Source organism: Amycolatopsis camponoti (assembly GCF_902497555.1).
Lineage (GTDB): Bacteria > Actinomycetota > Actinomycetes > Mycobacteriales > Pseudonocardiaceae > Amycolatopsis > Amycolatopsis camponoti.
In genome coordinates, this window is the sequence record NZ_CABVGP010000004.1 from 126,451 (window position 1) to 141,189 (window position 14,739).

14 protein-coding genes are annotated in these 14,739 nt (G+C 70.0%); 8 read left to right on the top strand and 6 right to left on the bottom strand.

Annotated features, from left to right (window positions below):
• The first annotated feature begins 28 nt into the window (after positions 1–28).
• Positions 29–1,480, top strand: coding sequence for an MFS transporter (locus AA23TX_RS47605; protein ID WP_155549641.1), 1,452 nt, complete (start codon positions 29–31; stop codon positions 1,478–1,480).
• Between the two features lie 4 nt (positions 1,481–1,484).
• On the opposite strand, the gene AA23TX_RS47610 is transcribed toward AA23TX_RS47605, so the two are convergent.
• Genes AA23TX_RS47610 through AA23TX_RS47625 form a run of 4 tightly spaced genes read right to left on the bottom strand, consistent with a single transcriptional unit; the run spans position 1,485 to position 7,006 of the window.
• Positions 1,485–2,552, bottom strand: a complete 1,068-nt coding sequence (locus AA23TX_RS47610; protein WP_155549642.1) for a DNA polymerase ligase N-terminal domain-containing protein — start codon at positions 2,550–2,552, stop codon at positions 1,485–1,487.
• Positions 2,553–2,607: 55 nt separating this feature from the next.
• Complete coding sequence (locus tag AA23TX_RS47615; RefSeq protein ID WP_155549643.1) at positions 2,608–4,617, bottom strand: ABC transporter ATP-binding protein; 2,010 nt, start codon at positions 4,615–4,617, stop codon at positions 2,608–2,610.
• Positions 4,614–6,347, bottom strand: coding sequence for an ABC transporter ATP-binding protein (locus AA23TX_RS47620; protein ID WP_155549644.1), 1,734 nt, complete (start codon positions 6,345–6,347; stop codon positions 4,614–4,616). Before AA23TX_RS47620 ends, AA23TX_RS47615 begins: the two co-directional genes overlap by 4 nt.
• Entirely contained in the window at positions 6,341–7,006 is a 666-nt protein-coding gene (locus AA23TX_RS47625; protein ID WP_155549645.1) for a TetR/AcrR family transcriptional regulator, read from the bottom strand. The genes AA23TX_RS47620 and AA23TX_RS47625 overlap by 7 nt, the downstream gene beginning before the upstream one ends.
• Positions 7,007–7,348: 342 nt before the next feature.
• Between AA23TX_RS47625 and AA23TX_RS47630 the strand changes: the two genes are divergently transcribed.
• From AA23TX_RS47630 to AA23TX_RS50660, 7 genes are all read left to right on the top strand, one after another.
• Positions 7,349–8,578, top strand: a complete 1,230-nt coding sequence (locus AA23TX_RS47630; RefSeq protein WP_155549646.1) for a sensor histidine kinase — start codon at positions 7,349–7,351, stop codon at positions 8,576–8,578.
• Positions 8,575–9,012, top strand: coding sequence for a roadblock/LC7 domain-containing protein (locus tag AA23TX_RS47635; protein ID WP_125315245.1), 438 nt, complete (start codon positions 8,575–8,577; stop codon positions 9,010–9,012). The genes AA23TX_RS47630 and AA23TX_RS47635 overlap by 4 nt, the downstream gene beginning before the upstream one ends.
• Positions 9,013–9,104: 92 nt before the next feature.
• Positions 9,105–9,473 carry a DUF742 domain-containing protein gene (locus tag AA23TX_RS47640; protein ID WP_086678176.1) on the top strand — a complete coding sequence of 123 codons (369 nt, stop codon included), beginning with the start codon at positions 9,105–9,107 and terminating at the stop codon, positions 9,471–9,473.
• Positions 9,448–10,068 (top strand): GTP-binding protein, encoded by a 621-nt coding sequence (locus tag AA23TX_RS47645; RefSeq protein WP_155549647.1) that lies wholly within the window; start codon positions 9,448–9,450, stop codon positions 10,066–10,068. Before AA23TX_RS47640 ends, AA23TX_RS47645 begins: the two co-directional genes overlap by 26 nt.
• 19 nt (positions 10,069–10,087) lie before the next feature.
• The gene (locus tag AA23TX_RS47650) at positions 10,088–11,314 is read left to right on the top strand and encodes a styrene monooxygenase/indole monooxygenase family protein (protein WP_155549648.1); all 1,227 of its coding nucleotides are present in this window, start codon (positions 10,088–10,090) and stop codon (positions 11,312–11,314) included.
• Between the two features lie 84 nt (positions 11,315–11,398).
• The gene (gene ku / locus AA23TX_RS47655) at positions 11,399–12,271 is read left to right on the top strand and encodes a non-homologous end joining protein Ku (protein ID WP_155549649.1); all 873 of its coding nucleotides are present in this window, start codon (positions 11,399–11,401) and stop codon (positions 12,269–12,271) included.
• A gap of 134 nt (positions 12,272–12,405) precedes the next feature.
• A complete protein-coding gene (locus tag AA23TX_RS50660; RefSeq protein WP_155549650.1) occupies positions 12,406–12,615 on the top strand; it encodes a hypothetical protein in 210 nt (69 codons plus the stop codon).
• Between the two features lie 311 nt (positions 12,616–12,926).
• On the opposite strand, the gene AA23TX_RS47665 is transcribed toward AA23TX_RS50660, so the two are convergent.
• Together AA23TX_RS47665 and ahcY are read right to left on the bottom strand one after the other, a co-directional pair.
• On the bottom strand, positions 12,927–13,082 hold the full coding sequence (locus AA23TX_RS47665) for a hypothetical protein (RefSeq protein ID WP_086678182.1): 156 nt from the start codon (positions 13,080–13,082) through the stop codon (positions 12,927–12,929).
• Between the two features lie 120 nt (positions 13,083–13,202).
• Positions 13,203–14,663, bottom strand: a complete 1,461-nt coding sequence (ahcY, locus tag AA23TX_RS47670; protein ID WP_155549651.1) for an adenosylhomocysteinase — start codon at positions 14,661–14,663, stop codon at positions 13,203–13,205.
• Positions 14,664–14,739: the final 76 nt, after the last annotated feature.

The window sequence follows — 14,739 nt, forward strand, 5'->3', positions numbered from 1 at the left end:
CACGACCGGAACGAGCATGGGAGCGCGGATGACCCTCGCAGAATCGGCGCGGCCGGACTCGGCCGCGCGGCCCGCGGACCCCCGCCGCCTGGCGGCGCTCGTCCTGCTCTGCGCGGCCAACTTCATGGTGATCCTGGACGCCCAGAGCGTGATCATGGGCGTGCCGGTGATCGCGGCGGACCTCGGGCTGTCGCCGGTCGAAGCCCAGTGGGTCCTCTCGGCCAACCTGCTGACGTTCGGCGGCCTGCTGCTGCTCGGCGGCCGGGCCGCGGACCTGCTCGGCCGCCGCAAGCTCTTCATGGCGGGCACGGCGCTGTTCCTGCTGGTGTCGCTGCTTTCGGCGGTCGCCACCGCGGGTCCGCTGCTGCTGGCCGCGCGGTCGCTGCACGGGGTTTCCGCGGCGCTGATGGCGCCGACGGCGCTCGCGATCCTCACCGACACGTTCCCGGAGGGGCGCCCGCGCAACCGGGCTCTCGCCATCTGGTCGGGGATCGCCGCGCTGGGCGCGACGATCGGGCTGCTGCTCGGCGGCGCGCTGCTCGACTGGTTCGGCTGGCAGAGCCTCTTCTACGTCAACGTCCCGGTCGCCGTGCTGATGCTGGTGCTGAGCCCGGTCCTGCTGCGGGAGAGCCGGGACACCTCGGCGCACCGCACCTTCGACGTCGCCGGCGCGGTGCTCAGCACCGCGGCGCTGGTCCTGCTGGTGTACGTGCTCGTCGAGGCGCCCGCGTGGGGCTGGGCCAGTTTCCGGACGCTCGGCCTCGGGGCCGTCTTCCTGGTCTTGACCGCGACGACGATCGTCGTCGAACGCCGGTCGGCGGCTCCGCTGCTGCCCGCCCGGTTGTTCCGGTCGGCCACCGTGCTCGGCGGCAACGTGCTGACGGTCCTGATCGCGATGCTCGCCTTCGGGTCGTCGGTCGTGCTTTCGCAGTATTCGCTGGGCGTGCTCGGCTACACGCCGATCGTGTTCGGGCTGAGCCAGTCCGCGATGCCGGTCGCGGCGGTGCTCGGTGCGTACGCCGGACAAGCCGCGCTGGCCCGGCTCGGCATCCGCCCGGTCGCGGTGACCGCGCTGCTGCTGATGGCCGTCGGCAGTGCCCTGCTGACCGGGCTCTCACCCGATTCCGGCTACCTGACGAGCGTGCTGCCGGGCCTGGTCGTGTTCGGCCTGGGACTCGGCATCGGCCCGGTCGTCCTGGCCGCGGCCGCGCTCAAGGGCGTCACCACGGCCGACGCGGGCATCGCCTCGGGGATCAACGTGGCGGCGTTCCAGGTCGGTGGCGCGCTCGGGGTCGCGGTGGTGTCGACGGTCATCGCGACGACCATGGCGGCCACCCCCGGACCGGCGGGCGCGCTCGCCGGGTTCCACACGGGGATGCTCGTCTGCGCGGGGATCGGGGCGGCCGGGGTGGTGGTCGCGTTCTTCCTGCTGAAGAACGCGAAGCGCGGGCAGCTCGCCGCGGTGCCGCGCGTGCACTGACGCGTCAGTTCCCGATGAACAGCCAGTCGCCTGAGTGGTCGCCGGGGCGATAGACGCTGTCCGCCCGCTTGGCCACCACGCCCGGCAAGCCATGCTGGCGGCTGGCGCCGAGCACGTCCTCGCCACCACCGAGGAAGTAGCCGGGGACCTGCCAGCGGCCGTCCGTCACGGGCAGGTCCGCCAACAGCTCGCGGCGTTCGGTGTACGGCAGCGAAAGCGTCGGCTTGCCGTCGAGGTGCAGGATGTCGCTGGCGAAGTAGAACACCGGGCAATGCGTCTTGAGGCGCTTCGCCGCCGCGCCGTCGGCCCGGCGGCGTTCCTCGAGGCCTTCCGGTGAGGGCTTGCCGTCCTTCACCACGACCACTTCGCCGTCCAGCAGCACTTCCGTCGACCCGAGCTCTTCGCCCAGCTTGTGCAGGTCCGGGTAACGGCCGGTGACGTCGGCGCCGGAGTCGTCGTGCGCGGTGACGCGGCCGCCCGAAACCTGGAGCATCGTGCGCAGGCCGCCCCACGCGAACTCGTAGGCCCACTCGCCGTCGTCCGCCGGGAGCCCGCCCGGGACCGCCGCCATTGGCTCCAGGAACTCCGGTGCGTCCTCGTGGCCCGGCTCGGCCGGGTCGAGGCGCCGCAGCGTCCAGTCGCGGTCGTCGTCGTGGTGCCGGTTGACGAACAGGTACTTGCCGCGCGCCCGCTCGCCGTGGAAGACGACCTCGACCTTGTGGTCGTTCCAGTGCAGGGTTTCGTACTTCCCGGTGTCCCACACGGTCATCCGGCCGCCGCCGTACTCGCCCGCCGGGATCTCGCCGGAGAACGTCAGGTACTCCATGGGGTGGTCTTCGGTGTGCACCGCGAGCCGGTTCACGCCAGGCGCGAGCGGCAGGCCGCGCGGCACCGCCCACGACACGAGGACGCCGTCGCGTTCCAGCCGGAAGTCCCAGTGCAGCCGGGAGGCGTGGTGCTCCTGGATGACGAAGAGGTCGTTGCCGCCCGGTTCCGGCGGCCCCTCGGGCCAGGGCTCGGGGGTGCGGTCCTTCCCGCGCTTGCCGCGGTACTCCTCGAGTTTGTCGGCCATCGCCGCCCCGGTACCCCTTCCGCTCGGGAGCGTCCAGGATACCGGGGTGACGACGTCAGTCCGTCTCCGCCATGGCTTCGGCGAACTGGGCCGCGTACAGCCGGGCGTAGGCGCCGCCGCTGCCGAGCAGCGTTTCGTGGTCGCCGTGCTCGACGATCTGCCCGTGCTCCATCACCAGGATCACGTCCGCGTCGCGGATCGTGGACAGCCGGTGCGCGATGACGAAGCTCGTGCGCCCGCTGCGGAGCGAGTTCATCGCCCGCTGGATGAGCACCTCGGTGCGGGTGTCGACCGAGCTGGTCGCCTCGTCCAGGATGAGGATGACCGGCCGGGCCAGGAACGCCCGCGCGACCGTGATCAGCTGCTTCTCGCCCGCGCTGACCGTGCCGCCCTCGTCGTCGAGGACCGTCTCGTAGCCGTCCGGCAACGTCCGGACGAAGCGGTCGACGTACGTCGCCGTCGCCGCCTCGATGATCTCCTCGCGGGTCGGGTCGTCCGCGCCGTAGGCGATGTTCTCCGCGATCGTGCCGCCGAACAGCCACGCGTCCTGCAGCACCATGCCGGTCTGGTCGCGCAGCTCCTCGCGGTTCATCTTCGCGATGTCGACGCCGTCGAGCGTGATCCGCCCGCTGTCGAGCTCGTAGAACCGCATGAGCAGGTTGACCAGTGTCGTCTTCCCGGCCCCGGTCGGGCCGACGATCGCCACCGTCTGGCCGGGTTCGACGGTCAGCGACAGGTCGTCGATCAGCGGCTTGTCCGGCAGGTAGCGGAACGAGACGTCCTGGAACTCGACGCGTCCGCGGATCACCGGCGGCCGCTCCGGGTGCTCCGGCTCCGGCGCCTGCTCCTCCGCGTCCAGCAGCGCGAACACCCGCTCGGCCGAGGCGACGCCGGACTGCAGCAGGTTCGCCATGCTGGCGATCTGCGTCACCGGCTGGCTGAACTGGCGCGAGTACTGGATGAACGCCTGCACCTCGCCGAGCGTCAGGCTGCCCGACGCGACGCGCAGCGCGCCGATCACCGCCACCAGCACGTAGCTCAGGTTGCCGATGAACATCATCGCCGGCTGGATCATCCCGGAGATGAACTGCGCCCGGAAGCTGGCCTCGTACAGCGTTTCGTTCTGCTTGTCGAAGATCGCCGCGGACTCGTCGCGGCGGCCGAACACCTTGACCAGCGAGTGCCCGGTGTACATCTCCTCGACGTGCGCGTTGAGCTTCCCGGTCGTCGACCACTGCTTGATGAAGTTCGGCTGCGCCCGCTTGCCGATCTTCGCCGCCACGACGGCCGAGAGCGGCACCGTGAGCAGCGCGATCAGCGCCAGCAGCGGCGAGATCAGGAACATCATGATCAGCACGCCGATCACCGTCAGCAGTGACGAGACGATCTGCGACAGCGTCTGCTGCAGCGACATCGCCAGGTTGTCGATGTCGTTGGTGACGCGGGAAAGGACCTCGCCGCGCGGCTGGCGGTCGAAGTACTTCAGCGGCAGCCGCGCGAACTTCTCCTCGACGTCCTGGCGCAGCCGGTAGACGGCGTTCTGCACCAGCGTCGTCGTCAGCCGGGCCTGGATGAGCCCGAAGAACGACGCGATGACGAACAGCGCCAGCACGGTCAGCAGGATCTGCCCGACCTTGTCGAAGTCGATCCCGACGCCGGGCACGAGGTCGACGCGACTGTAGATGTCGGCGAGCGTGCCGTCACCACGGGCGCGCAGCCCGGCGACGATCTGCTCCTTGGTGACGCCCGGCGGCACCTGCTTGCCGAGCACGCCCGCGAGGATCGCGTCGGTGGCCTGGCCGAGGATCTTCGGCCCGATCACCGTCAGCGCGACGCTCGCCGCGCCGAGCACGAGCACCCCGATGAGGTGGAGCCGTTGCGGGGCCAGCATGTGCAGCAGCCGTTTGAGGGAGCCCTTGAAGTCGAGCGCCTTCTCCGGCGGTGCGCCGCCGGCCATCCACCGGCCGGGCCCGACGGTGGCGGCCCCGGTGTTCTTCTGCCGTTCCGCGGTCGGCCGTTCGCCCGCTTCGGTGACGGCGGTCTTCGGCGATTCCGTGGTACTCACGCCGCCTCCTGCTCGGTCAGCTGGGACAGCACGATCTCGCGGTAGGTCTCGTTGCCGTCGAACAGCTCGTGGTGGGTGCCGGTGCCGACGACGCGGCCCTCGTCGAGGACGATGATGCGGTCGGCGCCCCGGATGGTGCTCACCCGCTGCGCGACGATGATCACCGTGGCGTCGGCGGTCTCCGACACCAGCGCGCGGCGCAGGGCCGCGTCGGTCGCGTAGTCCAACGCCGAGAACGAGTCGTCGAAGAGGTAGATCTCCGGCTTGTGCACCAGCATCCGCGCGATCGCGAGCCGCTGCCGCTGACCACCGGAGACGTTCGTGCCACCCTGCGAGATCGGTGCGTCCAGGCCTTCGGGCATCGCCTCGACGAAGTCCTTGCCCTGAGCCACTTCGAGGGCGTGCCACAGCTCTTCGTCGGTCGCGTCCGGGTTGCCGTAGCGCAGGTTGCTCGCCACGGTGCCGGCGAACAGGTACGGCTTCTGCGGCACCAGCCCGACCGCGCGGGCGAGCACCCCCGCGTCGAGGTCGCGCACGTCGACGCCGTCGACCTTCACCGTGCCGCGGGTCGCGTCCATCAGCCGCGGGATCAGGTTCAGCAGCGTCGTCTTCCCGGTACCCGTGGACCCGATCACCGCGGTCGTCTCACCCGGCCGCCCGATCAGCGAGATGTCCTGCAGCACCGGCTTTTCCGCGCCGGGGTAGCGGAACTCGACGCCGGAGAGCTCCAGGTGCCCGTGGAGCGTGCCCGGCTTGATCGGCGAAACCGGCAGGCGGACGCTCGACTCGGTGTCGAGCACCTCGCTGATCCGCTCGGCGCTGACCTCCGCGCGCGGCACCATCATGAACATGAACGTGGCCATCATGACCGACATCAGGATCTGCAGCAGGTAGGACAGGAACGCCGTCAGCGCCCCGATCTGCATGCTGCCGGAGTCGATGCGCTGCCCGCCGAACCACAGCACCGCGACGCTGGAGGCGTTCATCACCAGCATGACGATCGGGAACATCAGCGCCATCAACCGGCCGACGCGCAGCGACACCGTGAGCAGCTGGTCGTTCGCGGCGTCGAAGCGTTCGCGCTCGTGCTTGTCGCGGACGAACGCGCGGATGACGCGGATGCCCATGATCTGCTCGCGCAGCACCTGGTTGATCTTGTCGATCCGCTCCTGCATCTTGCGGAACGCGGGGCGCATCTTGGTGATGATCGTGCCGACCGCGACCGCCAGGACCGGCACGATCACCAGCAGCAGCGAGGACAGCGGCACGTCGAGGTTCAGCGCCAGGATGATCCCGCCGACGCACATGATCGGCGCCGACACCATCAGCGTCAGCGTCATCACGACCAGCATCTGGATCTGCTGGACGTCGTTGGTGGTGCGGGTGATCAGCGACGGCGTGCCGAACTGGCCGACCTCGCGGGCCGAGAAGTCCTGCACGCGGTGGAAGACGCCGGCGCGGATGTCGCGCCCGACCGCCATCGCCGTGCGGGCGCCGTAGTACACCGCGCCGATCGAGCCGGCGATCTGGGCGAGCGTCACGGCGAGCATCACGGCGCCGATGCGCAGGATGTAGGCCATGTCGCCCTTGATCAGCCCGTTGTCGACGATGTCGGCGTTGAGCGTGGGCAGGTAGAGCATGGCGATCGTCTGCACGAGCTGCAGCGCCACGATCACCCACAACGTGGTTTTGTACGGGCGCAGGTGACTGCGCAGGAGCTTGACTAGCACAACGGTTCCCCCAGTGTGGTGGTGGTGTTCGGTCCGGGTGTCGGTGCGGTGCCGCCGGTCAGGCCGGGCATCCCCGTGGCCAGCTCGTCCAGCAGCCGTTCCAGGGTCGGGAGGAACGGCTCGCCCTCGGTCATGAACCAGTTGACGAAGGCGACGCGGACGGCGCTTTCCACCGTGGAGGCCATCAGCCGGCACAAGAGGTGGTCCGCTCCGCCCGCCCGCTTCGCGATGGTCTCGGCGAGGACGCGTTCGACCGCCGCGTGGGCGTTGAGGAACTCGCCGCGCAGCATGAGCTGGCCCATCAGCTCCCGGATACGCGCAACATACGCGCGATCCGGCTCGCCCTCACGCGAATATTGCTCGATCACCGCCTGCTTCACGGACTCCCAGAGCGGCTCGCCCTCCGGGCGTGCGAGCAGGGCTTCGCGCATCCCCTCGTGGCGGTCGACGACCATCGAGCAGACCGCCTGCTCCTTGCTGGAGAAGTAGTTGTTGAATGTGCGGGGCGAGACGCCGACCTCGGCGGCGATGTCCTCGACCCGCACGTTCTCCAGCCCGCGGTCCATCGAAAGCCGCAACGCGGCCTGCGCGAGCGCCCGGCGGGCCTCGCGCTTCTTGCGTTCCCGCAGCGTCAGCTTCGGTGGTTCCTCCGGCGGCATGAACGGAGTGTAGCGAAAAACTTGCGGGCCACGCAAAAAAGTGCGCGGCCCGCAAAATCAGGGCGAACCGGACACGCCCGGGATTCCGGCGTGCGGACCCGCCCGGCCTGCGGTATCGGCCCCGGTGTGCGCTGTGTCGCGAACAGCAAATTGCAAAAATGAACCGAATGGCCTAACGCACTGCGCTCATCAGGAGCGACGCTGCCGATCGGTGCTCACTCGGCGCGATCGCGCGGGGACGGGTTGTGGACACGTCACGAGCCTTTCTGCTTGCATGTCGGTCGTCGCCGGGGGTCGGCAGAAGCACCGCGTCCGAACTGAGCAAGGAAGAAGTGGGACCACATGGCCAGCCGGGCCCGGGAACTCCTGGATCGATCACGCGTCCTGCTGGACCGCTCGCGGGTCGCGGCGGCGCAGTACCTCACCGCGCCGCCGAAGCACGGCGGGTACGAGCCCGCGGCCGGGCCGGCGCTCACGCAGCTGCAGCCGCCCGTGGTGGCGCAGGCGGACGACGCCGTGCTGGCCGAGATCTGCGCCAGCGTCGCCCTGCGTGACCTCAACCTGCTCGACCAGCTCCTCGCCCGGCTCGAAGAGCTGGAGGCGGGGGAGGAGGACCACCACCGCCTCGCCGAGCTCTACCAGCTCGACCACCTCGCGACGCGGCTGCGGCGCAACGCCGAGAACCTGCGTGTCCTGGCCGGCCAGGAGACCGCCGACGACGCCGCCCGCGCCACCTCGCTGCTCGACGTCATGCGCGCGGCGATGTCGTCGATCGACCACTACGCCCGGATCACCATCGGCCGCGTCGTGAACCTCGGCGTCGTCGGCTTCGCCGCGGAGGACCTGGGCCGGGTGCTCGCGGAGCTGTTCGACAACGCCGCCAACCAATCTTCGCCGAGCTCGCCGGTGAACGTCAGCGCCCACCTGACCGAGCAGGGCAGCGTGCTCGTCCGGATCGAGGACGAGGGCATCGGCATCCCGGCCGACCGCGTCGACGGCCTCAACGCGCGGCTGGCCGCCGGCGGTGACCTCGACGACGCCGCGGCGCGCCACATGGGGCTCGCGGTGGTCTCCCGGCTCGCCGCCCGCCACGACGTCACCGTGCGCTTGGACCGGCGCAGCCCGCACGGCACGGTCGCCACCGTGCTGCTGCCCACCGGCATCGTCACCGAGCTCGCCGAGCACGCCTGGTCCGGCACTCGCACCGTCACGGCCGAGCCGGTCAAGGCACCGGCAGGCGAGCCGGCCACCGTCGGCGGGCTCCCGCGCCGCCGCCCCGGCACCTTCCCCCGCGAGGAACCGGTCACGCCGATCCCGCGCAAGCCCACCCCTCGCCCGCGGCCGGTCGAGCAGACCGGCGGGACCACGGCCAACGGCCTGCCGCGCCGGGTGCCCGGCAGCATCCGTGCCGCCGCGCCCGAACCGCCACCACCGCCCGCGGCCGCCGAACCCGCGGCGAACGGGCACGAGCGGCTGCTCGCCGACCTCGGCGCCTTCACCGACGGCGAGCGGGCCGCGCTCGCCGAGAACCGTTCCCAGCAGGACGAGACGCCCGGAGGAACCGCCTCGTGAGCGCCCCCCACCCGGCCCCGGCGAACTTCGCCTGGCTGCTCGACGACTTCGTGCGCAAGGTCCACGGCGTCAGCCACGCGCTGATCATGAGCGTGGACGGCTTCCCCCTGACCGCGTCCGACTCGGTCGGCGAAGCCGAGGCCGAGCAGCTCGCGGCGATCGCCAGCGGCCTGCTCTCGCTGGCCGGCAACAGCGCGGCGCTGTTCGGGAAGGGCGCCTGCGAGCAGATCATCATCCGGCTCACGCACGGGTACTTCCTCTTCATGGGCATCGGTTCCGGTGCCGGGCTCGCGGTGCTGACCTCGGGCGAGGCGGACATGAAGGTGGTCGCCTACGAGATGACCCAGTTCATCACCAACGCCGGCCACGCGCTCACCCCCGAGGTGCGCGCCGAACTGCGCCAGGTGCTCACCGCGCGCCGCCCCCGGGTGTGACTCGCGTGGCCGATGACGAGTCTTTCGGGGGTCCGGGTGGCGAAGCCCCCGGCTCGGGGCGGAGCCCCGGACAGCACAAGGATGTGATTCCCGTGTCCGAGAAGGACACCGCCTTGCCGCGGCGCAGCCGCCGGATCCGCGCGTACGCGCTGACCGGCGGCCGCACCAGCACCCGCCACCAGCTGCTGGTGGAGACGCTGGTCTCGGTCCCGCGGTACGACCCGGCGCTGAGCGGCACGCTCATGCCCGAGTCGCGCTCGCTCTACGAACGCGCCCGGGCGCGGTGCTCGATCGCCGAGCTGTCGGTCGGGCTGGACCTGCCGCTCGGTGTGGTGCGGGTGCTGATCGGCGACCTCGCCTCGCAGGGCGCGGTGTTCGTCCACCCCACGGCGCACGCCTACCACCACGACACCAACGTCCTCGAGAGGATCCTTGATGGGCTCAAGCGGCTCCCCGCCTGAGGGCGATCTGCTGACGATCTCCGCGAAGATCGTCGTCGCCGGGGGCTTCGGTGTCGGCAAGACCACGTTCGTCGGGTCGGTGTCGGAAGTGCCCCCGATGAGCAACGAAGCGTGGATGACCGAGGCCGGCGACGGCATCGACGAGATCCCGCCCGGCGGCAAGTCGACCACGACCGTCGCGATGGACTTCGGCCGCATCACGCTGCGCCCGGACCTGCTGCTCTACCTGTTCGGCACGCCCGGCCAGGCGCGGTTCTGGTTCCTCTGGGACGACCTGAGTCGCGGCGCGCTCGGCGCGGTCGTGCTGGTCGACACCAGCCGGATCGACGAGTCGTTCGCGGCGATCAACTACTTCGAGAACGACTCGGAGCTGCCGTTCGTCGTCGCGGTCAACCAGTTCGAGGGCATGCCCGTGCACGACCTCGACGAGGTGCGCGACGCCCTCGCGCTCGACCCGAGCGTCCCGCTGGTCACCTGCGACGCCCGTGACCGCGCTTCGACGATCGCCACCCTGACCGAGCTGGTCGGCCACACGCTGTCGCTGGCCGTGCTGTCCGGCCCGCGCGAGCTGGCCGCCAGCGTCCCGCAGGCCTGAACGAGGAGAGAAGAGCTTCATGCGCAAGGTCCTGATCGTGGGCGCCGGGCAGTCCGGGCTGCAGCTGGCCCTCGGGCTGCTGGCGAAGGACTACGACGTCACGGTGATGTCCGCGCGGACACCGGAGGAGATCCGGAACGGGCGCGTGATGTCGACGCAGTGCATGTTCCACGACGCGCTGCAGCACGAGCGGGACCTCGGCATCGACCAGTGGGAAGCCGACACCGTGAACGTCGAGGGCCTCGGCGTGTCGGTGGCCGCGCCCGACGGCGGGCGCGCGCTCGACTGGTTCGCCGAGCTGGACCACGTCGCGCAGTCGGTCGACCAGCGGGTGAAGATGGCCGGCTGGCTCGAGCTGTTCGAGGACCGCGGGGGCAAGCTCGTCATCCACGGCGTGATGACGTCCGAATTGGACGCTCTCGCCCGGCTGTACGACCTGGTGATCATCTCGGCCGGCAAGGGCGAGCTGGTCCAGCTGTTCGACCGGATCCCGGAGCGCTCGCCGTACACGAAGCCGATGCGCGCGCTGTCGCTGGCCTACGCCCACGGCGTGCGCCCGCGGCCGGAGCACCCGGACAAGATGGCCGTGCGGTTCAACATCGTCCCGGGCGTCGGCGAGCTGTTCATGATCCCCGCGTACACCCTGAGCGGGAACTGCGACATCCTCTTCTTCGAAGGCGTGCCCGGCGGTCCGCTGGACTGCTTCGACGACCGCACGGGCCCGGCCGAGCACTTCGGGCGGATCCTGGACCTGATGAAGCAGTTCGTGCCGTGGGAGTACGAGCGAAGCCGCGACGCCGAGCTCACCGACGCGAAGGCCACCCTGGCCGGCGGCTACACGCCGGTGGTGCGCAACCCGGTCGGCACGCTGCCCGGCGGCGCGATCGTGCTGGGCATGGCCGACGTCGTCGTGGCGAACGACCCGATCACCGGCCAGGGTTCGAACAACGCGAGCCACTGCGCGGCGACCTACCTGGACGCGATCGTCGAGCACGGCGACCGGCCGTTCGACGCGGGGTGGATGGACGCCACGTTCGAGCGCTACTGGGAGTACGCCCGGCACGTCACCGAATGGACCAACGCGCTGCTCATGCCGCCCCCTCCGCACGTGCTCCAGATCCTCGGGGTGGCCGGCCAGAACCCCGCGGTGGCGAAGCGGTTCGCGAACGGGTTCACCGATCCGACGGACTTCCGGAACTGGTTCATGGACCCCGTGCTCTGGGAGAAGTACCTGGCAGAGGTCTAGATCAGACTGTCGCCGGGGGACGATTCGGGCTACGGTAGTTACCGAGCGTGAAGTCGGCAGGGTCGTCTCTCGGAGGTGCGTGGCATGCGGGCGATGTGGAAGGGCTCGGTGTCGTTCGGGCTGGTGAGCATCCCGATCCAGCTGTACGCGGCCACCGAGAACAAGAACGTCTCCCTGCGCCAGGTGCACGAGGCCGACGGCGGCCGCATCCAGTACAAGCGGTTCTGCACGATCGACGGCGCCGAGGTGCCCTACGCCGAGATCGCCAAGGGCTACGAGCTGCCCGACGGCGAGATGGTCGTCATCACCGACACCGAGATGGCCGACCTGCCGCTGCCTTCGCAGCGCACGATCGACGTCCTGGAGTTCGTGCCGCTCGAGTCGATCGACCCGATCCAGTACGACCGGACGTACTACCTGGAGCCGCAGAAGAACGCGGTGAAGCCGTACATCGTGCTGCGGGACGCGCTGCACAAGTCGAGCCAGGTGGCGATCGCGAAGGTCGCGGTCCGGCAGCGGGAGAGCATGGCGGTGCTGCGGGTGCACGCCGACGTGCTGGTGATGACGACGATGCTCTGGCCGGACGAGGTCCGCGAGCCCGACTTCCCCTTCCTGCGCGACGACCCGCCGCAGATCCGGCCGCAGGAGCTGACCATGGCCGGGTCGCTGATCGACTCACTGGCCGAGCCGGTGTTCGAGCCGGAGAAGTACCACGACCACTACCGCGAGGCCCTCGAGGAGATGATCGAGGCCAAGGTGGCGGGGGAGGAGACGACCAAGCCGGCGGCGGTCACCGCGAAGGCCGACGTGGTCGACCTGATGGCGGCGCTGCAGGCCAGTGTGGACGCGGCGAAGAAGTCGCGTGGGGCGAAGTCCACTTCGGAAGAGTCCGATGAGGACGAGGCGCCGGCTCCGGCGCCGGCGAAGAAGAAGCCGGCGGCCCGGAAGCGGGCTTGAGGGCGGCCCCGGCCGGTCGTTCCGTCCGGGTGGCGGGGCCGACACGCGCGGTTCCGGTCCCGCGTTCGCTTGCTTCCCGGTGGTACCAAGGAGGGCGAGCACACCGGGCACCAACGCGGAAGGGCGGGCCGGTCATGGAGTGCGCTTCTTGTGACGCGGGGATCGATCACTGCCACGGCACGCTGGTGGTGCACCCGGACGGCGGGTTCGCCGAATGCACCGAGCCGTCCTGTGGGGACGGTGACCGCCTCCGGCACGCGCTGATCGTCGACTGCCAGGCTCTCGGCCGCGGGTGCGGCTGTGCGGCCGAACCGGGAAAACCCCGGCTGCGCCAAGCTTCCTGAGCCTCCCGCCAGGACCGTGAAGGCCTCCCCGGCTCGGCCGGGGAGGCCTTCACGGCGTCAGGGAAGCGTCAAGGGCATGACACGATCGTGTATGCAGCTGTGTACACGGGCTGGGCGATGTGCTAACACTAACGGGGTCCTTCGGCTCTCCCTCCCCCTCGGAGCCGGAGGACCCTTTTCATTCCCGTCCCGGGTGTCTCGCCGGCAAGCGGACTTTGCTCTGCGCTTACCTTCGTGGTGGTGAAAGGCCGAACGGCCCGGCACGGCGAGCATTGCTGCTGCGCCGTGCCGGGCCGTTCGCGAGTACTCGATCAGTACCAGTGCGCACGCCCACCGATCCGGCGGCCGGTGCCGCCCAGGATGGCCAGTGCCACACCGGCCACCGCGAGAATGATGCCGATGGTGTAAAGCACCGGGATACCGACGATAAACCCGATGATGAGGAGAATTACACCGAGAACGATCACTTTGACACACACTCCTTCGCATGGGACCCATCCGCCGTACGGGCCGGACGGATGCGCTGTCACGGGGAGGATGGCCACTTTCGCGGTGCGGCAAACTGCGTCAAATGGAGCAATCTCGAATCAGTACCGGTAGTGATCGAGCTTGTACGGACCCTCGACGTCGACTCCGATGTACTCGGCCTGCGCCTTCGAGAGCTTGGTGAGCTTCACGCCGAGGGCGTCGAGGTGCAGCCGGGCCACCTTCTCGTCGAGGTGCTTCGGCAGCCGGTGGACGTCGGTGGCGTACTCGCCGGGCTTGGCGAACAGCTCGATCTGCGCGATGGCCTGGTTGGTGAACGAGTTCGACATCACGAACGACGGGTGGCCGGTCGCGTTGCCGAGGTTCATCAGGCGGCCTTCGGAGAGCACGAGGATCGCGTGGCCGTCCGGGAACGTCCACTCGTGCACCTGCGGCTTGATCTCCTTCTTGACGATGCCCGGGAGCTTCGCCAGGCCGGCCATGTCGATCTCGTTGTCGAAGTGCCCGACGTTCGCGACGATCGCGTTGTGCTTCATCCGGCTCATCTGCTCCGCCGAGATGATGCCGAAGTTGCCGGTGGTGGTGATGAAGATGTCGGCCGTCGCGACGACGTCGTCCAGCTCCACCACGTCGAGGCCGTCCATCGCCGCCTGCAGCGCGCAGATCGGGTCGATCTCGGTGACCGAGACCCGGGCGCCCTGGCCGCGCAGTGCCTCGACCGCGCCCTTGCCGACGTCGCCGTAGCCGCAGACGAGGACGCGCTTGCCGCCGATCATCACGTCGGTGGCCCGGTTCAGGCCGTCCACAAGGGAGTGCCGGATGCCGTACTTGTTGTCGAACTTGGACTTCGTGACGGAGTCGTTGACGTTCATCGCGGGGAAGAGCAGCTCGCCGTCCTTGGCGAGCTTGTAGAGCCGCTTGACGCCGTTGGTCGTCTCCTCGGTGACGCCGCGGATCTCCTTGGCCATGCGGGTGAAGCGGTCGCCGTCGGCGGCCAGGCTCGCGCGCAGGGTCTCCAGGACGATCCGGTACTCCTCGGGGTCCTCTTCGGACGGTTGCGGCACCGCGCCCGCCGCTTCGAACTCGACTCCCTTGTGGACGAGCAGGGTGGCGTCGCCGCCGTCGTCGAGGATCATGTTCGGCGCCTGGCCGCCCGAGAACGCGAACAGCCGGTCGGTGCACCACCAGTACTCTTCGAGCGTCTCGCCCTTCCAGGCGAACACGGGAGTGCCGGACGGCGCGTCGACCGTGCCGTCCGGCCCGACGACGACCGCGGCGGCGGCCTCGTCCTGGGTGGAGAAGATGTTGCAGGACACCCAGCGGACCTCGGCGCCGAGCGCGACCAGCGTCTCGATCAGCACGGCGGTCTGGACGGTCATGTGCAGCGACCCGGCGACCCGGGCGCCCTTCAGCGGCTGCGAGGCGGCGTACTCCTCGCGGATCGCCATCAGGCCGGGCATCTCGTGCTCGGCGAGCCGCAGCTGGGTGCGGCCGGCCTCGGCCAGTGCGAGGTCGGCGACGGCGAAGTCGAGGCCGTTTCGGGTCTGCAGTTTGTCACTCATGCTTGCGCGCACTCCGGAGTTCGTTTGCGGAACGCTCGGGAGGCGGCACGGGACAGTCCACGCGCACGACGACGGC